The following is a 19,814-nucleotide window of genomic DNA, read 5'->3' on the forward strand; positions in this document are numbered from 1 at the left end:
CTGTCAATTCAAACCGAAAAGAAGTTGTTCAGTATCCATTTGATTTTCAAACTTGTGGGAACCAATTGCATGAATTTTTGATGGGCCGTCAATTCTTCGATGGCCTTCTCGTTTTTCTCCAGATACGCTACGACATTATCCAGAGAAACATCCCCTCCAGCAAGTCGTTCCACCATCCTTTTTATGTCGGGACCCGTGATCAAGGAGTGTTTGTCATGCAGTTGATATTTTTCTCCCTCAGTTGCGATGCTCTTGATGAGCAGCAGCAACGCGATATTGAACTTAGTCCCCCTGAATGTCACGATGCCTATATTCGTCTGATTGTCCTCATACCAATAGTTCCCGTCATCGTAGTATAGTTCACTCTTCAAAAAATCAAAATCGCGGGTGATCTTGTCATTGTTCAGGGTCAGATAATCTCCCGTCCGCAAGAGCTTTTCCATATTCTCACGCACTTCGTTGGAGACGAAGCCTTCGTCGCTGATGAATTTCGGGGGTCTTCCTTCTTTCGTCATTTCCACCATGATGCGCTTAGCCTTCACATCGATATCTTTCACGATCCACACCCGGGCCGCCAACAGAATTTTGCTTTCGATCTGGATATCGGGTGTGAACGGCAGACTGCCGATGCGCTCATGCTGGTAATGGACAGAAAAATCACTGGTAGTGAAAAACAGTGCATAGAAATCTCTGGAACGCAGCAGACGCTCTCCCTCCAAACCGACAATCGCCTCTTCATCCATGATTTCGATGAAGTCTTTTTCAACCATATAATCAATCAACAGCGCCAAATCTGCATCCGAAATCGCTGACCAGACCGGAAAGGTTTTATTCAGCTGCAACAATTGCGTCATCGGCATACTGACCTTTTGGAAAAGGATTGCCATCACCTGATGCGCCAAAGCATTGTAGGGAGTCTCGATCATTTCTGTTGCATCCAATTCACCCCGTTCCAGCAAATCCAATGCGGCATAGGTCTGAAGCATTTCCCAGGAGTCATCTTCCACAATGTGAAGGATGCTTTGGTGGCTTCTCCGTCCGCTGCGCCCCAGTCTTTGGCTCAACGAAGAAGTGGATGGAGGAGAACCGTACTGCACCACACTGTCCACCGATCCGATATCTATTCCCAATTCCAAGGTGGAGGTGCAGGTGATCGTGAACAGCTGATCCTCATTATTTTTGGCAAAAAATTCCACTTCTTCACGCAAAAGTTTGTCCACCGATGAGTGATGGGCAAAATAGCGGATGGGCGCGTTCTCTTTTTTTGCCATCTTATCCAATTTATGGGTGATTTCTTCCACTCTGTTGCGGGAATTCGGAAAAATCAGCATCGTTTCCGTTTTGGAATACTGATAGATCGCTGCCAAGGATTCCCTTGTGACAAAGGGACCCGCCTCACCACTCGTGTAGTCTATCGTGACGAGCAGATCATTTTTATCGCGGTCCACGAGAATATCCGTATCCCTCTGGCTGCCGAAGAAGGCTTTCGCATAACCGAAATCCTTCTTGTTCAAGGTTGCGCTCATCGCGATGAAACGTGGCGCTTGCATGAATTGGCTGATCCGTTGCAGCAACGATTGCAAATGAACACCACGTTCCGTCCCAAGAAAACTGTGCAACTCATCGATGATGATCCATTCCACCCCTTTAAAGAGGTGCTGCGCCTTGCCAGGACGATTCACCAGCATGCCCTCTATCGATTCCGGTGTGATCAACAGAATACCTTTTGGTTGATTGACAACTTTCTTTTTCTGAGCCTGGGAAACCTCACCATGCCAGGGCGTGATCGGTATATCCAAATACGCACTGAGTTCGCTGATGCGCTGAAATTGATCATTGATCAGTGCTTTCAAAGGAGAGATGTACAGCACCTTCAGCCCCGTATCCCAATCTTCCACGCTGTTCAGCGCCGGAATGAATGCCGCTTCCGTTTTCCCCGATGCCGTCGGAGCTGACAGAATAATGTTATGATCGGTATTGGCAACCTGTTTGATGGCAGCATTTTGAATACGCGTTAAGCTCGGCCAGCCTTTATCATAGATGTACTGCTGGATGTCCCGGCTGAGACTGTCAAATGCCTGCATCAGTAAACCTCTATTTCATCGTGGTCATCTGCGTCCTTCGCCACAACTGAAGGCTTTCTGCCGAAGCGATCGGCAAGGATATGGCTGAAAGAATAGTCCGGGTTCTGGCGCTGCAAGGACAGAATTTCGATATAATCCTTGATGACGGACCGCGGCGTCAGAAAGGCAGCAGCTCCTGGTCGGTTCAATTGTTCTTCCATATATTGCTTGATTTCGCTGTCCTTCACGGTCAGCGTCGTTTGATAGGCCGTATTGTATATTTCCAACAGCTTGGTCAAAAGGATAAAGATTTCCTCCGCTGTCAGCGGCTTCAGATCGATGACGGTGCTGTTCACATTGACATAGTCCTTATTTTTCATCAATTCGTTCCCGAAGCGTGTTTTCAAAGCGCCATAACTGGCCAGCCCTCTGCGTTCGTCATATACCGTGTTCTTCGTAGCGCCAAAATTGATGAATAAGCCTTTTGCTTCATTCGTTTTCGTTTCGTTGTACAGATTGAGGATCATTTCATAATTTTTTTCACGGGTCAACGAACGCGGTAATTTGTACAGATTGACGGATTCATCAAAGTTTATGACAAATCCCTTGTAGCCGATCTTCAGGAATAATTCCGCCAGATTTTTCAAGGCGATGAGATAATTCGAGTCGTTGATGACGTTCTTGATGCCCAATTCTTTGGAGGCTTCCGTTTTCGTCGTGATATCCCCGCGGATCCAGCGAATCGCCTCAATCTGAAGGGACATATTGTCGCCCGCAATCCCCTCGAAATACTTCATCAGCGCTTGCCCGAATTCATAGGAAAGCCCCGATGAATAGAAGGAATTCGTCGTCTTCAGAATGGCATTCTCCACCAATTTCCAATGGGTCTTTTCCATCAAAACGGGAACGGTGAGACTGTTTTCCGCGGCAATCTGCTCGAGCAGAACCTGAATCCATTGCTGCACGATAGTCTCAATCGCATTCCCGTCGCGGTTGTTCTTGATGACGATCTTATTGACGACTTCATTGTACAACGCCAACGCTTTCCCGGATGAATCATAGAAACGACGCGTTGGGGTCAAGTCGATCGTGGAGACGACGAAATTCTTTTGCAGCGCCAACGATTCGATCGTCCGCAACACGAAACTTTTGCCTGACCCGAAATCGCCTACCCAAAACCGCAAATCACTGTTGCCGTCCTCCAATTTTTGCAAGGTGTCAATGATTTCCTTGACTTCATTGCTCCTGCCTACCAACACATGCTGTACCCCTTTTACCGGAACAACGCCTGCCTCAAGCGAGGCAATAATCGTTTGGGCATCCTTCTTTCTTAGCTTGATTTCAGCCATCTATCCATTCCCTCATTTCTTCCATAAAATCCTCTTCAATGATGACCTGCTGTTGGCTTATCACAAGCACTTGATCATCAAATATTTCATACAGCACTTCATTCAATTCTGTTAGGTACGCCTGATGGAGTTTTCCTTTAGTTTTTGCGTGTTCCTTGAAATCATTCAAAGATATCCCGTTGCCTACCACCAACTGTTTCAGGAACAGCATATGCTCAGACTCCTGCTCGCTGTCCGGATTTTCGGGCTCTTCTATAATAGAAGCCGAAGGAGATACCAATGTGGAGACCCTACTTTCTGCTTCGTTTTGCTCCTCAGCCAGTGACATTTCAATCTCTGCAAAAATATTCAGGCTCAAAGCCGAATCCAGCCCTTCATCGGTTTTCTCCTCACTCAGGTAAGAGTCAACCATATCAATAATGGTATCCAAAGCAGAATGTGATGCGGTGATTAAGGCTGTGTCCAGTTTGATTTCTCTGCGTACCGGTTGCGTGCATTCCTTCAAAAGCCCCGGCAACCTTTCGAATGTCAGATCCGCATCAGCCAGTAACCGCTGATAATCGGCCTGTCTGGTTGGCTGAATGAAGCCATCCCGCTCTTTTTGCAGCGCTTTTGATACCGGCAAAGCCATCCTTTCCATTAAAAATATAAAAATGATGCGCTTATCCGGATCCTCGCTTTGCTTGATCACCTTCGTGGCTATCTTCTTCAAGTCCGGATCTTTTGCAAAAACCTCAAGCAGCCCGCTGATCTGCTCAAGCGATTGGCTGATTAACAGATTGGCGGCCTCATGCCAGACGGTTTTGTTCACGTCCCGCAAGGCTGTTATGGTTTGATAATCCAGCTCCAGCTCAACTTCTTGGCTCAGATAGCCTTGAATCTTCATGAACGTTTCATCCGGCAAATATTTTTGCAGATTCTGCAGGCTTTCCTCAGCAGGCACCACGCGGAGACCCTCGACCTCCTTGCGGATCATGTTTTCGGCTAGGAGATAAAGGTCTGCCGGCAAACGGACCGTTTCTGCCCAGATACGCTCATCATCCAGTGGTAATTGGAAATATTTCCTAAAATAATTATTGGGCTTGATCTTCCATTTGATGGAGCCATCCTCCAGATCATGCAACACAAGCTGCATAAGGTCTGCGTAATTCCGCAAACAAAGGCTCATGACAGACGGTACTTCCGTAAACCTCGTCACCCTTTTCCTCAGCTGATCGAAATACGCCATTTCGATCCCGTCAAAAAATTGTTTGTCGCGTAGCATTCCTGATGGATCCCACCAAACAATTTTGGTGCCGAATTGCGTCAATCCAAATTTTATTCTGGTCTCCTCATCCGGAAAGGGTAAATTTTTTCGGTACGCATCTACTTCATGCGTAAGGATTTTTTGGATATCCAAGGGTAGCATGGTTCTCAGGTCATAGGAAAAAAACACAGACACTTGAACATTATCCAGTCGATACGAAGAACAAACAACCTCTCTGGATAACCGATAGATTTCGTCAAAAGCAGTCACATGATAATAGTAACGCTCATATTTCACATGTTTTATGTTTTTATGCTTCTTTTTCAATTCCACATCGACGATGGCGCATAATCTTTCAAATAATGCACCAACCACTTCCTCGATTTGCCTAGTAAAATTGTCATTCAATCTTACGGGCGGCGAAACATAGCTGATCCAAGCTCTTTCTGAGGCCTTCTGCTCAGCTCTCTCTTTAGCTTTTTTCTGATGCCTCTGCTCCACGATGAGATCTCTTGGTTTGATGAAAGACTCCTCATTATTCACCAATTCAATGATCGATATCTTTTCTTCTTCAGTAAGCTTCTTATTTTTGAATATTTTATTTATGAAATCGAACATTTTGGAGGTCCCCCTTCCCCAGTCACAGTAAAGATACGTCCTAAGTATACGTCTATTGGACCGCATATTCAAGAACGCTTGTTCTATGAATTTTGGATTAAAGCCCTGTTCAATTGCCTTAGAGTTAGATTGGCGAAACACGGTCCGAAATGAGTTGCACATAGACGAAATTTTAAAGTTTCCAGAGTATATTTCCGTATATTCTAGAAGATTGATGGAATAGGTAAAATCTGTAGAATTAGATTGTTTTAATGAATCACAAAATTGATAAATGCGCATAGTGCGTATATAATGTAAATATGGACAGGAGTTGCAGTAATGCCACAGACAGCCAGACAAGTTTTGAAGTTATTAAAAGAGCTTGGGTTTATGGAAGTTCGCATCATCGGTGACCATCATCGTTATGAAGATGGCAACGGACATAAAGTAACGGTTCCCTACAGTAGTCTCAAAGATGAAATAGCTCCGGGCACATACAACAACATCCTGAAGCAAGCCGGACTAAAATAATTGATTTATATAGAGGAGGAAATCATTATGGCGCACACGCACTATGTTGCTTATCCAGCAGTTCTCGACGATAGCGAAAATGATACAGGAACATACACAGTAACCTTTCCGGATGTACCGGGCGCAATTTCCGAAGGAGTCGGAATTCCAGATGCACTGGCCAACGGCGCTGAAGCATTGGAATTGATGCTTTATGATGAAAAAAACCTACCAACAGCATCTCACTTATCAGATGTCCAAGCCGATAATCCCAAAGCGATTGTGAGCTATATTATGGTTGATCTTATTGCAGCCGCTAAAAAAGTAAAAATGCCTGTTGTCAGAAAAAATACAACGATTCCTGTCGATTTGGCTGAACAAGCTGAAGAAGCCGGCATCAATTTCTCCGCAACGTTAACAGAAGCGTTGAAAGAAAAATTAAGAGTCTAGCCTGCTGGACTCTTTTTTTCATACACATATTCCACACAAAACACATTTGGATAGAAGATATTCACACCTACGTCCAAATCCATAGGTATAATTTAGAAAATTGTATTGTCGGAGGAGACTTCAATAGCAATGCTATCTGGAACAAGGGGCATAAACGCAGAAATCACTCAGCAGTTGTTAATGACTTAAAATCTGCAGGACTTGATAGCGCCTATCATGTATTGAACAAAGAAATTCAAGGATGCGAAACGCAAAAAACCTTTTATTTATACAGGCACCAGACTCGACCCTTTCACATAGATTATTTCTTCTGCCCGACAACCATCTTACAATCATTTGAAATAGAACCTTATGACAAGTGGATCAGTTACAGTGATCATATTCCAATCATGGTAGAAATAGATGTGTAGAAATTCTCATCTCTCATCAATTAAAACCTAAAAAAAGACCTATATTAGAAGTTGATTTAAATACTTTTGCAATTATAATGAGGTAAATATAGAAAACGGAGGTGTCTCAAATGTTAAAAATATTAGATGTGAACACTAAATCAGTTACTGAAGCCAAAAAAGAATTCTCAAAAATCATTAAAGATATCAATCAAACCGGAGAGCCAACTTTTATTTTTAATCATAACAAGCCTGAAGCGGTTATACTCAGCAATACCACTTACGAAGAACTCGTAAAAAGAAACAGGGTCCTTGAAGAAAAACTCTTTTATAGTCAACTAAACAATCGAGTTAAAGACGGTCCCGGTGAGCTCATTCCCTCTGAAAAGGTAATCGAATCCAACCAAGAAAATAATCCTTGCTCCGCATTGTCTGATAAGGATTTGTTTGATTAATGGCTGAGGTATTTTTTTGGAAAGAGGCCGAAAGAGATTATAAAAAATTAGATGGCGCTTTGAAGCAGTGAACTGATGCTGCTGAAGAGCGATTAAAGGAAAGCCGCTCAGGAAAACGACATATTCAAAGTTAACTAGAGGAAGCGGATTCCCTAAACCATCTGAAACTAAGTGTGTTAAGCATTGTAGGTGCTTTCTAATGAATTGGTAGATTGCATAAGCCAAAACCTTGTTATTTTCAGCCTGACATGTTAGTATAATTCTACTAGAACTTACCACGCTTCCTTGATCGAAAGATCGATAGCGGACCAGGGTAAGTCTTTTTTTTTGAGTAGATAGCGAGGTGGATTAGCTTGACCTATTTTTTTGAAACATACCAACAAGTTGTACGGATAATTGAAGAATAGCATGACCGCCCAAGATACTTCAAAAAAAATAAAGATTTAGGGGAATTGATGAAGGAACCCTCCAACGTGGAAAACTTCATAACCATCCTTTCTGGAGAAGATGACGCTCATAACTTGTCCTTTACAGAAGAAGAGAGGCAAATTGCTCAAGAATTCTTCCAGTACAATAATTATTACAACTTTTCCATCTTTCCGAAACTTCTCCCTTGTCAAGGGGATAAGTATTCCTACACAGACGCTCTACGAATCTACCAAATTGATGAATTCCTGCGCAGAGAAATCCACTATTTCACCTCTCGAATCGAGAAATGGATCAAAACAAGTGTCGCCTATCACCTCAGTCACATATATGAAAGTACCGAATATGCAAAAGCAGAATGTTATCTCGATCCTGCTCTCTATAACTCCCATAAGACATATCTTGAAACGATGGAAAGCTTTGCTGAGGCACTCCATAAGAGCAAGGAACCATTCATTGAGCACCATTTCAAGCAGCGGAATGGTTGCATCCCTATTTGGGTCTTGGTGGAAGAACTCACCTTCGGCCAATTGGATACCTTCCTATCCGTATTGAATACTGATTATCGAAATGAATGGTCGGATAGGGTTTTCGGACGAGAAAACAGAAAGTTTGTCCTTAGCTGGATCTCCGTGTCCCGTTACCTTCGGAATATTTCCGCACACCATAGCCGTTTTTACGGGAAGAAGTATATTGTTCTTCCTAGATTAAAAAAGGAAGACATGAAACAATATGGTGTTACTAATGAAGATAAAAACACCCTCTTCGTAGCTTTGCTTGTTCTAAAATCCCTTCTCTCCTTCCATTCCCTTCAAGTACAGTCTGAATGGAATCTGTTCATGGATAATTTAGAAGAGATTTTTAATGGCAATACAGAAATTATAAACTATCCCTTAAATGGACTTAGAGAAAACTGGAAAAACGCCCTTGTGATTGCAATAGACCCTACAAATAAAGACTAGCAATTTTATCCATGAAGGATAGTTGCCAGTCTTTATTTATTTTGGAGAGTGTAATAGAACAATACGAATGCATTACACACGGGAACATAATCTAATAACGAATTATGTTCCCATGTAAATCAAAATAGCTGTAGTTGCCTTATAAAATAGGCTAATTTCAATCCACGCACTCACAAGGAGTGCGACCACCGTCATCACGATCTCTCAGATTTATGGTGTGATTTCAATCCGCGCACTCACGAAGTGTGCGACGTAATAAAAAAAGGCTGTTTTCTTTCATCACTATTTCAATTCACGCACTCACGAGGAGTGCGACTATTTATATAAAGTTCATTCGTTGGCCGTTCTTCATTTCAATCCACGCACTCACGAGGTGTGCGACATGGCGCGTATCGTCTTACCTGTCTTCGGGTGCGATTTCAATCCACGCACTCACGAGGAGTGCGACAGCCGTTGCTGATTGTAGCACCGCCGCAAAAATTATTTCAATCCACGCACTCACGAGGAGTGCGACATACGGGATATAAGAGCATGCCGATCGTGGTGCTATTTCAATCCACGCACTCACGAGGAGTGCGACCGAAGGAATTCGTGCATATCTTACTTTTATGTCATTTCAATCCACGCACTCACGAGGAGTGCGACGGGTCAAAGGGAAAACGTACACGATCCAGCAAGTATTTCAATCCACGCACTCACGAGGAGTGCGACATCCCTCAATGGGTATACACCCAAGGCTGGAGCGTATTTCAATCCACGCACTCACGAGGAGTGCGACTTGATATCGTAAATGTCTTATCATTCAGGTCTGATTTCAATCCACGCACTCACGAGGAGTGCGACTTGTAAACAAAAGATGCAATTTGCATGTTCGTGAATTTCAATCCACGCACTCACGAGGAGTGCGACTGGTAGACCAAACAATCGCAAATGCTATCGCTACCATTTCAATCCACGCACTCACGAGGAGTGCGACTTGACACTTTACTCAGGGTTACGAGTTCATTATGATTTCAATCCACGCACTCACGAGGAGTGCGACATCTTGATTAACGTTGGAAACGGAGTTCAATACAATTTCAATCCACGCACTCACGAGGAGTGCGACGGGCAGCGATTGCACCAATATCCGTGATCGCGTCCATTTCAATCCACGCACTCACGAGGAGTGCGACTTCGGGATTAATTTTATCGGGTGGTGATAATTTTGATTTCAATCCACGCACTCACGAGGAGTGCGACATCTTTCACCATATGCCGAGGGAAACCGCGCTTTATTTCAATCCACGCACTCACGAGGAGTGCGACGGCCGTTTCGATCGCGGCGCTTGTTTTCATCCTTTATTTCAATCCACGCACTCACGAGGAGTGCGACGAATTGAAATCTGTTTTAGGGACTGCGTTCTTCGATTTCAATCCACGCACTCACGAGGAGTGCGACCCGAACCCGATCAGTTCATACTTGATGTCTTCGCGATTTCAATCCACGCACTCACGAGGAGTGCGACTTAACCAAGATTTGACCGTCATTGCGTTTGCGTTATTTCAATCCACGCACTCACGAGGAGTGCGACGGAGCTTCCCAACTTTTGTGATCGACCCCTTATGATTTCAATCCACGCACTCACGAGGAGTGCGACCAGCCGGCGTCGCATTGTTTATCCTATATGGGATATTTCAATCCACGCACTCACGAGGAGTGCGACTTAGTGTTTCTAGGTCCGTATCGTTCAAATCTCCATTTCAATCCACGCACTCACGAGGAGTGCGACCAATTTCCGCATCGCATAATTTTGACATAACATGATTTCAATCCACGCACTCACGAGGAGTGCGACGGTTATATGCGTAAATGTATAGAGGTCTACACGAATTTCAATCCACGCACTCACGAGGAGTGCGACTATATCGGTAAGTTGAGTTATGACTTTGCTCTGACCATTTCAATCCACGCACTCACGAGGAGTGCGACAAATATTCCGTTGCGCTCCTCTGTGACTTGGGAATTTCAATCCACGCACTCACGAGCAGTGCGACACTCACTGCGTCACGCTCACGCCTCGTTGCTCATTATTTCAATCCACGCACTCACGAGGAGTGCGACTGCTCCTGTTGTTGCCGCGGCTACTGCTGCAACCATTTCAATCCACGCACTCACGAGGAGTGCGACGACGCAGCATACAACGAGGACGTAGACAAGTACGTATTTCAATCCACGCACTCACGAGGAGTGCGACGGAATGCCATTTCTTCAGTAACATCGAGCGTGTGATTTCAATCCACGCACTCACGAGGAGTGCGACCAGTCTCTAAAGGCGGACATCCATCTGCCATGGAATTTCAATCCACGCACTCACGAGGAGTGCGACTTGTTAGCGCATTGGGCTTGCCATAACGCGAAGCCATTTCAATCCACGCACTCACGAGGAGTGCGACGCGAACACGGACAAGATACCGACCATCGCCATGCCATTTCAATCCACGCACTCACGAGGAGTGCGACGTATCTAAATTATCACATTTACCGTACTAAGTCATTTCAATCCACGCACTCACGAGGAGTGCGACTTTCTGTTTCGGATAAACCTTCTTTAGCGGTTAGGTATTTCAATCCACGCACTCACGAGGAGTGCGACGTTAGCTTTTTACAAGTCCATTATACAACACAGGAGATTTCAATCCACGCACTCACGAGGAGTGCGACACCGGCACCATCGACTATGGGAACGGTGATCTATTTCAATCCACGCACTCACGAGGAGTGCGACGCATGATAAACGCTCCTTTATTTCCTTTTGTTTATTTCAATCCACGCACTCACGAGGAGTGCGACGGTTAAAGTTGCAAGTGATAGTAGTTATCACACTAATTTCAATCCACGCACTCACGAGGAGTGCGACTCCGATATGGGAATGTAATGAGGAGGATGCACAATATTTCAATCCACGCACTCACGAGGAGTGCGACTTTCTGGCTCTAAACTGGACCGGCCGGGCATGAGCATTTCAATCCACGCACTCACGAGGAGTGCGACATAGCCTGCAACCGTTATACAGCAAGCCTTTGAAATTTCAATCCACGCACTCACGAGGAGTGCGACACGCGCGTCATAGTCATTTGTACTTCCGTTTTTAAATTTCAATCCACGCACTCACGAGGAGTGCGACATCTCCTGAAGGAGCGCATCCTTTACCCATACCGATTTCAATCCACGCACTCACGAGGAGTGCGACGGACGGCCGGCATCAACATCGTTGCCACGGTATTATTTCAATCCACGCACTCACGAGGAGTGCGACTCATACACAATTGGCTTGGGATGTAGCTTATCTCTATTTCAATCCACGCACTCACGAGGAGTGCGACATCCGCAGTCATGCTTACGCCCTGAGCGATGCCGTTATTTCAATCCACGCACTCACGAGGAGTGCGACTTTAACCCTGGATAATACTTCTTCATGTCCGTTATTTCAATCCACGCACTCACGAGGAGTGCGACCAGATCCCCAAATTCCGGATTATCTTGATTGTTTCATTTCAATCCACGCACTCACGAGGAGTGCGACGGGCAACTTCTTCAGTGACTTCCTTGTTCTCTGTATTTCAATCCACGCACTCACGAGGAGTGCGACTTTTGATTTTAACCATTTCAACGCTATCTGGTTTTATTTCAATCCACGCACTCACGAGGAGTGCGACTGAAAAAGGTTTGCAAGCTATTAAGAAAGAGGTTATTTCAATCCACGCACTCACGAGGAGTGCGACGTTTTACGACCGGATTGGACACATTTTCATGTATATTTCAATCCACGCACTCACGAGGAGTGCGACTGGATTCGATGTGATCCGTTGCCATGTCCAGTCGATTTCAATCCACGCACTCACGAGGAGTGCGACGGCGAGATTCAACAGATAAGACTTTGCCGATTCGATTTCAATCCACGCACTCACGAGGAGTGCGACGTTTTCGTTTTCCCACGAGTAATCAAAATAGCGCGTATTTCAATCCACGCACTCACGAGGAGTGCGACTTTGTAAGGCTCGTAAACGGTTGGCAACAACAGTATTTCAATCCACGCACTCACGAGGAGTGCGACTTCAATTTCGTCCAAAACAACGCCGTATGAGTTTTGATTTCAATCCACGCACTCACGAGGAGTGCGACAACAGCAACCATAACTGGTGCGAACATGTGGTTATTTCAATCCACGCACTCACGAGGAGTGCGACCGTAACCTCTGTGATATGTGCTTGTTTTTCGACGTAATTTCAATCCACGCACTCACGAGGAGTGCGACGTGTACTCGTCGATCAGGTCCCACTCGTCGGCGGCATTTCAATCCACGCACTCACGAGGAGTGCGACTAATGGTAGTAAGATATCTAGCAGTAAGTGCCGGATTTCAATCCACGCACTCACGAGGAGTGCGACGGCTTTATGAATGACGTTCCTAGTCTTATCGGTGGCATTTCAATCCACGCACTCACGAGGAGTGCGACGATTTGCTTTTCAGCACGACACGTTACTTCAAATTATTTCAATCCACGCACTCACGAGGAGTGCGACAATGAAATACAGTGAGTTTAAAGCGGAAGTTGAATTTCAATCCACGCACTCACGAGGAGTGCGACGTTGTCGGATGAAGGAAACAAGATCCTGGATGTAATTTCAATCCACGCACTCACGAGGAGTGCGACGCCACGAATGGCGCGAACGCGGGCTTGTTCTACTGATTTCAATCCACGCACTCACGAGGAGTGCGACCTCTCTTTGACAACCTGAATTGGTGTCCCAGCTTCATTTCAATCCACGCACTCACGAGGAGTGCGACGATACGCTCACAAGAGAGGCGCGCGCGTACATCGATATTTCAATCCACGCACTCACGAGGAGTGCGACTTGGCCACATAGAACGGTTGGTACACTTTTATGAATTTCAATCCACGCACTCACGAGGAGTGCGACTTGCTGCGCTTGTTTTTCTGCTTCCAGCCTCTGTTATTTCAATCCACGCACTCACGAGGAGTGCGACAAAAGTTCTTCGTAGCATCGATAAGCATATCGAGATTTCAATCCACGCACTCACGAGGAGTGCGACGATGTTCGTGGACGCTATTATGGTGTTATTGCTATTTCAATCCACGCACTCACGAGGAGTGCGACGCGCACGTTTTGATACGGCGACATTGGCACTTGCAATTTCAATCCACGCACTCACGAGGAGTGCGACTAAGCGCCTTGCGATACCGCCTGTCTTGTCCTTATTTCAATCCACGCACTCACGAGGAGTGCGACCAAAAGCTAGGGTCACTAATTCAAGCTGTGTAAATTTCAATCCACGCACTCACGAGGAGTGCGACCAAAAGCTAGGGTCACTAATTCAAGCTGTGTAAATTTCAATCCACGCACTCACGAGGAGTGCGACTATCGCGCTCCTGGTCATCGATCAGGCACAAAAAATTTCAATCCACGCACTCACGAGGAGTGCGACTTACTTTTAATCCAACAATGGTCAACAAATGGTTATTTCAATCCACGCACTCACGAGGAGTGCGACGATTATCTCAACGGCGGCAAAGGTCTTGCATTTGATTTCAATCCACGCACTCACGAGGAGTGCGACTGCGAATTATAGCGATAATTAATAAATTTATGTCTAAATCAACTTTACGACTTGCTATAACTCGTTTTTACAATAAATATTAAGCTAATTATATCAATTCTAGTACATTATAGAGGTGCGAAGCTTCTAGTAGTTTGATGTTCACTTCAGGTTCGCACTAAAAGAATAATACATCTTCCAGATTTATAGCTTTTTTTGTTCCGAAGTGTTCCACTTTATTTTTGTAGTTATTACCGATGATATACACCCTCAAACTATCCTCATTCGTATCAATAATATCCAACAACTTTATTTTTAGTTCAGTAAGTTGCATATTATCCACAATACACTCAAATACAGAATTTTGCACTCTTTGACCATAATTTTGGCAAGTTTTAGCTACCTTACGCAATCTAGTTCTACCTGCTTTATCCGATACGCTGACGTCATAGGTTATCAAGGCGAGAATGGCATATCACCTACTTCCATAGAAAAGGTGGATATTGATCCAAATCTTCTCTTAAAGACCGCGCTAACAACAGACTTTGAGAATATGGAGCTAATCCCCAGGTTATTCTTTCATCTAAAAAGGGGTGTGTAATGGGTTCCTGTTTTTTACTTTGCCAAGCTGATATAAATTTCTTTCTGCCCTCATCGGTCATAATCACAGAGCCGTTTTCTTTTTGGATAAAATCTTTTTCATTAATTACCTTCAAATTGATTAAAGAAATTACAAATCTGTCTGCCATGATTCCACGAAATTCTTCCATCAAATCCAAAGAAAGTGATGCCCTTCCTGGTCTGTCACGATGCAAAAAACCAACATATGCATCTAACCCCACCTGCTCCAGAGCTCCGGTAATATCAATCGACAGTAATGTATACGCGAATGATAACATGGCGTTTACATTATCAAGTGGAGGCCTTCTGTTTCTCCCATGAAAATAAAAATGCTCTTTCTGCTGTAAAATCATTTCGTCAAACACACGGTTATAACTGACTGCAGCTTGCCCTTCCAAGCCCCTCAATGATTCAAAATTATCGCAGACCTTTATTTCTTTCAACAAAACAGCAAGTTGTTGCGATGCATTTTTGAAAGATTTTATGTCTACTGACAAAGGATGATCTCTAGTTGCTCGTTCCAATATCCACTTGTGATTATAGACTTTGCCGATAATAAAGTTTCGAGCGATTTTTACTGACTCTCTCTCATTTTCAGAAATTTGGTACTGTTTTTTTCGAAGAGTTACATTTCCCCTTGAAGGACCGATTACCCTTGCCATAAATTTCCCACTCTGTCTCATGAAAGTCAAGGATACATTATGCTCCACGCAGTATCTCATCAAAGCTGGACTTGCACCTGTATAGCCAAACGTAACGATAGATTCAATATTATGCATCGGGACTCTACCGATTTTTTTATCATTATTCAATACTACTAGATTATCGCCATCCAAAGATAGATAAGAATCTGGCGTGGTAACGTAAATTGTATTAAGTAATTTCTTCAAAACCAAGCCTCCTTTCCAAATAGGAACTGACTAATTCCTTGTTCATTAACTTAGGTAGGCAGATATCCTTTAATGAGCAACGCTCACAATGTGGACCTGTTTTAACCTTGGGAGTATGTCTTTTTAGGTATAAATCATGCATCTCGGCAAACATTTTTCTTACTCTATCGCGTAACTCCGGGGTAATTTGTATCTCGGATCTTCGTTTGGTTTCATTATAAAATAGATATCCTACATCAATCGAACATAAAAGCATTTCCTCTAGACAAAGGGCTTGAGCAACCATTTGCAGAATATCCGCATCATTTTCTTTGGGTTTTCCGTGTTTATATTCAATCGGAGCAGGAATATAAAGTCCCTCCTCACCATGTATGGATACGCCATTTTCGTTCTGAATAAATTCGACAACATCACAGATTCCTGACGTACCTAAGCTATACGATTTTACAGGCATTCCACGAATGATGAGTTTTTCTTTCCGTTTTTCTCTGATGAAGGGCTCATCAGCTTTTTTATGAAGATCTTGCCCTTCGATCGTCAAATCATTTTCTTCCCATTGCTGTTCGATATGAATCAATGCCCACTGTCGTTTACAAAATACAAAATGTTGAATTCCTGATAATAAAAGAAAGTCATCTTCCTCATAAACCATCCAGAATCTCCACATTCAAATTATCTAACGAGGCAAGTTCTATATTATAATCTTCAAAAGAGGTTGGATGCTCAGTTTTCTTTTCAATTGATAGCAAACGGTGCACTTTTGCTGAAGAATATTGCCCTAACTTGGACGTATGATCCCACCAGTAAACTTTATTCACCTCCATGCTGCCATCTGGTCTCGCCGAGGATACATCGTTAGCAAATAACGTTTGAAGTGCCATTTTGATTTTCTCGGCATCTTCGTTTGTAAACCCAGTTTTTTCAGCTAATTGGGTATTTATGCTACCTTTTAATACATAAACACCGAATTCTACAAAATGCTTCATCCCCATTGTGTCCGACCCTTTTGTATCTGAAGTTGTAGAATTAACGCTTTTTGTGATCTGCATACTTGTCACATCTACCGGATCTACGCTCACAGCGGTCTGTATCGAAACTGGTCCTCTTACGCCAACTGAAAGTTCAGAGCCTTTAAATGCAAACACTTGACCAAAACTTCTGACATCTGTCCATTCTGAGCAAGCAACTGAGGCAAACTCATCCGATGTTATTTTAGATTTCTTATCAACAAGTGCCTTTTTCAATGTTTCATTAGAGTCCGCACGATCCCTGAGAGATTGGAAACCATCATCTGTTCGATCTTGCGATTGTACGAAAATTGAATCTCCCATATCTTGAAGTCTATTGCGTATTTTTCTTTTAATGCATACATCTGACATTTCGCCTTTTCCATCATAGTTTTGTCTTGGACGATTACCATTCAAGGGATCTCCGTTGGGATTGGCCTTTGTCACCGAAATGATTGCCGCGAAATCAATTTTGTGATCTAATACTGACATATTTGTTGCCTCCTTTTATTTATGCTTTTATTTATCGTCTAATGTTGTTTCAGTTAAAATCTCAACTTTCTGTTTTTTAGTATATAATTCTTGCCGCTGGCTGGAATAACCTAACAAATAAACACTCTTCAATGGTTTATCATTGAAATCTTCAAATTCAATTTTGGAAAGTATCTCATCTATTTGTTTTGTATAGAAAATTGATTTTTCTCCTAGTCTTGCTTTATATGGCTGAATTGCTTTTTGGATGATTTCCCAAGTCCGACTAGGATGTTGTGAGAACGCGCTCATATACCTCTCCGCATTCGTAATTCGTTTTTTCTCGTCGGCCCGTAACGCCGTATTTTCAAGGACATCCGCCACTGCCAATAATCTGCCGAATAGGTAGCTCCTATCCTTAATGTTATTATCTAGTCCCACACCGTCTGCTCCCTTCTCATTTACCAAAGCACATGCCACGCTTAACACTTTCTCCCATTCCCATCTCTCCATAGCAACCGGATTACTCGCTCTTCTGACACAAGAATTTATTATGTCCTTGGGAATCGTTCTTCCATCAATGATACAAGGAAGCAGTCTTTCCATTACGGACTTGATAACTTTGTTATTCGCTTTCTCGCCATGTGCAGCTACTGCAATATTTTTAATTGATGGTGCACCAAAAAATACTTTCTTTTCTTCACCGATCTGTCTCCAGGTGTGGTTGTAATGCCATTGTTTTATCTTGTCCAGATATTCTTCAGCATCTATTCGCCGGTAGTAGATTACTGCCATTCTTCCTGTTGTGGCAGCGTCCAATACTAGAATGATTACCTTGGAGTCTGTTTCTAAATCATTTTTATAACCATCGATAGCCTTGGATAATTCAATAGAAAATGACTGTTGCGTCTGGGCATAACCAGCTACTGCCTCGCCCCCTGCCAAGGGATCGACATAATCCAGTTTGTCATTCCCCCACACTAGAACCACTCTTCCATCTATATCCTTTCCTTGCCTATTTATGAGCCATTTCAAAGCATTATGCGCTTTCTGTGAAACTTCATAACTTATTCCTGCCACTTCATTGGAGGTATTGAATCTGCCCCGAAATGTAAAACCGCTTGTATCATTCCCGGAGATCAGCTTTGCTTTATCTGCAGGATTACGAATTTTATTGGCATGTCTTTCCGTACCTGGCTGCATTTTCCCGGTCACAAAACAGAGATCATCATTTTGCAGCTTCGTGTTGTAAAAATCAATGAAACTCTGTTGTACCGCTGGATCCATCCATATTTTTTTACTAACTTTATCCGGATAATAAACATCGAATCTGACAAAGGCTGCATCTTGATCCCCGGTGACCACACTAAATATTTCAGGTCTGTCGCCTAGAGAACTGTCCCACTTTGTCCGCAATTTGTGGTTTTCATCTGCCCAAAGTTTTTTATCTTTTACCAGATCAGTAATCAACTCTCCTTTAGACAGATACTTGTATATACTGTCTACCTTTGAGGTCACAAATGGCGACTCGCTCCAGTCTTGTAGTTGCTTGATGTACACGGGATAATCATTTACTTTTTTAGGGTCTCCACCGAACGAATTATAGTCGCCTGCCACATAACTCAACTTGTCATGCAAAGGATAGGGGGCTGTTTTTGCACCCGCACGACTGGAAGACTCTTCTGTAGTGGGTATAACCGTAATGGCATCGTCTTTAGGGATTACTGAAGCTGAGTGAAAGTTTCCATCTTCTGTTACAAGAACTTCTATGTGTGCGGATTGAGTGGTATGAGAAATGGGAAGCAGCATAAATGCCTGTCCATTTCTTTTATAGTCCGTTATCCCTACATAGTCCTCATTGTTTTCATAAGTTTCATATAAATCCAATAGCCAACTCATTGATTTCTCCTTTCTTTATAAATCTAGATCCATCTCAAAATTTACATTTGATTCATCGAATTGCTTGGCCTTCATCTTCTTGATAGTTCTGACATTCTTACAGTCTTCCGGCCTAATAAATTTGATAACGCCATTCTCCATCACCGGATTCCATAATCGAACTTCCAACAGATCTTTACCCGTTTCATCGGGATAATTAAACCCGTGCACCATTGTCCCAAAATGCATTTCTTCAGCTTCATCATAATACCCCGTATTTTCACCAAATTTTACTGGTTCAACGTATGCCTGACATTCCCTTGTGCCCAAGAAGATATCCCTTCTCCCTCCCATTTCGATTGATCTTTTAAGGATATTATGGTGTTTGTGTTCATTACGATCAGAAATCAAATCCGGACGATACGGATTGAATTCAAAGTGTGCCTTCACTTCATACTTAACATCCCGAAGATAGGTATAGTTCGCAAGTGTGTTTCCACCTCCATAATTGATAGGCCTCATCCCTTTTGATTCCATTCTTATGGGATTCATTATCCTGATTTCATCGATATAGTACACAATAGTGGGCTTCCAGTAAACGCTTTCAATTATACCTTTAAGCGATTGGTACGTTGGTAGCTGATAGGATAATTTTTCCCCGCCCATCCTAGTCAGAGGGTCCGTGAACAAAGCATAAGGTCCATACACAACAAATTCGACGCTATTTCTCATTTCTACCCTTCTCTCCCCTTATTTACGTTTATTATATTCCTTTAATTCGCTCAATGCAAATTTTATATTATAATAGATATTACATGAATTTTTATCTTCTATATTTCATTCAAATGCAAAAATATGGTATACTCTTCTTGTCGCTAAATGCGTGGATTGAAATATG

The 19,814-nt window shown here is 43.3% G+C and carries 13 protein-coding genes and 1 CRISPR repeat array; of the genes, 4 read left to right on the plus strand and 9 right to left on the minus strand.

All coding sequences use genetic code 11. The features are described 5' to 3' along the window. Positions 1–8: 8 nt before the first annotated feature. Genes TES5_RS00895 through TES5_RS00905 form a run of 3 tightly spaced genes read right to left on the minus strand, consistent with a single transcriptional unit; the run spans position 9 to position 5,276 of the window. The gene (locus TES5_RS00895; RefSeq protein WP_068558793.1) at positions 9–2,084 is read right to left on the minus strand and encodes a DEAD/DEAH box helicase; all 2,076 of its coding nucleotides are present in this window, start codon (positions 2,082–2,084) and stop codon (positions 9–11) included. Continuing rightward, positions 2,084–3,412: a BREX system ATP-binding domain-containing protein gene (locus tag TES5_RS00900; RefSeq protein ID WP_068558795.1), complete on the minus strand. Its 1,329-nt coding sequence runs from the start codon at positions 3,410–3,412 to the stop codon at positions 2,084–2,086. Before TES5_RS00900 ends, TES5_RS00895 begins: the two co-directional genes overlap by 1 nt. Beyond that, on the minus strand, positions 3,405–5,276 hold the full coding sequence (locus TES5_RS00905; protein WP_068558797.1) for a tellurite resistance TerB C-terminal domain-containing protein: 1,872 nt from the start codon (positions 5,274–5,276) through the stop codon (positions 3,405–3,407). Before TES5_RS00905 ends, TES5_RS00900 begins: the two co-directional genes overlap by 8 nt. Positions 5,277–5,594: 318 nt before the next feature. Here TES5_RS00905 and TES5_RS00910 point away from each other — a divergent pair, with 318 nt between their 5' ends. From TES5_RS00910 to TES5_RS00925, 4 genes are all read left to right on the plus strand, one after another. Then, a complete protein-coding gene (locus tag TES5_RS00910; protein ID WP_068558799.1) occupies positions 5,595–5,786 on the plus strand; it encodes a type II toxin-antitoxin system HicA family toxin in 192 nt (63 codons plus the stop codon). A gap of 27 nt (positions 5,787–5,813) precedes the next feature. Further along, positions 5,814–6,215: a type II toxin-antitoxin system HicB family antitoxin gene (locus TES5_RS00915; RefSeq protein WP_068558801.1), complete on the plus strand. Its 402-nt coding sequence runs from the start codon at positions 5,814–5,816 to the stop codon at positions 6,213–6,215. Between the two features lie 520 nt (positions 6,216–6,735). After that, a complete protein-coding gene (locus TES5_RS00920; protein WP_068558803.1) occupies positions 6,736–7,059 on the plus strand; it encodes a type II toxin-antitoxin system Phd/YefM family antitoxin in 324 nt (107 codons plus the stop codon). Positions 7,060–7,532: 473 nt separating this feature from the next. After that, complete coding sequence (locus TES5_RS00925) at positions 7,533–8,447, plus strand: Abi family protein (RefSeq protein ID WP_178137777.1); 915 nt, start codon at positions 7,533–7,535, stop codon at positions 8,445–8,447. Positions 8,448–8,601: 154 nt separating this feature from the next. After that, positions 8,602–14,070: direct repeats of the CRISPR family, unit length 32 nt; unit sequence ATTTCAATCCACGCACTCACGAGGAGTGCGAC. 157 nt (positions 14,071–14,227) lie between these two features. Here the strand turns inward: TES5_RS00925 and cas2 are convergent. From cas2 to cas5c, 6 genes are read right to left on the minus strand one after another with little or no spacing between them, the layout of a single operon-like run. Then, a complete protein-coding gene (cas2, locus tag TES5_RS00930) occupies positions 14,228–14,518 on the minus strand; it encodes a CRISPR-associated endonuclease Cas2 (protein ID WP_068558805.1) in 291 nt (96 codons plus the stop codon). Positions 14,519–14,528: 10 nt separating this feature from the next. After that, entirely contained in the window at positions 14,529–15,560 is a 1,032-nt protein-coding gene (gene cas1c / locus TES5_RS00935) for a type I-C CRISPR-associated endonuclease Cas1c (protein WP_068558807.1), read from the minus strand. Beyond that, entirely contained in the window at positions 15,544–16,212 is a 669-nt protein-coding gene (gene cas4, locus TES5_RS00940; RefSeq protein WP_068558809.1) for a CRISPR-associated protein Cas4, read from the minus strand. Before cas4 ends, cas1c begins: the two co-directional genes overlap by 17 nt. Next, on the minus strand, positions 16,202–17,059 hold the full coding sequence (gene cas7c / locus TES5_RS00945) for a type I-C CRISPR-associated protein Cas7/Csd2 (RefSeq protein ID WP_068558811.1): 858 nt from the start codon (positions 17,057–17,059) through the stop codon (positions 16,202–16,204). The genes cas4 and cas7c overlap by 11 nt, the downstream gene beginning before the upstream one ends. A 27-nt stretch (positions 17,060–17,086) precedes the next feature. Next, positions 17,087–18,937: a type I-C CRISPR-associated protein Cas8c/Csd1 gene (gene cas8c / locus TES5_RS00950; RefSeq protein WP_068558813.1), complete on the minus strand. Its 1,851-nt coding sequence runs from the start codon at positions 18,935–18,937 to the stop codon at positions 17,087–17,089. A gap of 15 nt (positions 18,938–18,952) precedes the next feature. Then, positions 18,953–19,648 carry a type I-C CRISPR-associated protein Cas5c gene (cas5c, locus tag TES5_RS00955; protein ID WP_068558815.1) on the minus strand — a complete coding sequence of 232 codons (696 nt, stop codon included), beginning with the start codon at positions 19,646–19,648 and terminating at the stop codon, positions 18,953–18,955. Positions 19,649–19,814 lie beyond the last annotated feature (166 nt).

Origin of the sequence: Trichococcus sp. ES5 (genome assembly GCF_900067165.1) — a bacterium.
Classification (GTDB): Bacteria; Bacillota; Bacilli; order Lactobacillales; family Aerococcaceae; genus Trichococcus; species Trichococcus flocculiformis.

Bases quoted from the DNA above. Each gene is read 5' to 3' on its own strand.
- TES5_RS00895 (WP_068558793.1), bottom strand. From the start codon at position 2,084: ATGCAGGCATTTGACAGTCTCAGCCGGGACATCCAGCAGTACATCTAT.
- TES5_RS00900 (WP_068558795.1), bottom strand. From the start codon at position 3,412: ATGGCTGAAATCAAGCTAAGAAAGAAGGATGCCCAAACGATTATTGCC.
- TES5_RS00905 (WP_068558797.1), bottom strand. From the start codon at position 5,276: ATGTTCGATTTCATAAATAAAATATTCAAAAATAAGAAGCTTACTGAA.
- TES5_RS00910 (WP_068558799.1), top strand. From the start codon at position 5,595: ATGCCACAGACAGCCAGACAAGTTTTGAAGTTATTAAAAGAGCTTGGG.
- TES5_RS00915 (WP_068558801.1), top strand. From the start codon at position 5,814: ATGGCGCACACGCACTATGTTGCTTATCCAGCAGTTCTCGACGATAGC.
- TES5_RS00920 (WP_068558803.1), top strand. From the start codon at position 6,736: ATGTTAAAAATATTAGATGTGAACACTAAATCAGTTACTGAAGCCAAA.
- cas4 (WP_068558809.1), bottom strand. From the start codon at position 16,212: ATGGTTTATGAGGAAGATGACTTTCTTTTATTATCAGGAATTCAACAT.
- cas7c (WP_068558811.1), bottom strand. From the start codon at position 17,059: ATGTCAGTATTAGATCACAAAATTGATTTCGCGGCAATCATTTCGGTG.
- cas8c (WP_068558813.1), bottom strand. From the start codon at position 18,937: ATGAGTTGGCTATTGGATTTATATGAAACTTATGAAAACAATGAGGAC.
- cas5c (WP_068558815.1), bottom strand. From the start codon at position 19,648: ATGAGAAATAGCGTCGAATTTGTTGTGTATGGACCTTATGCTTTGTTC.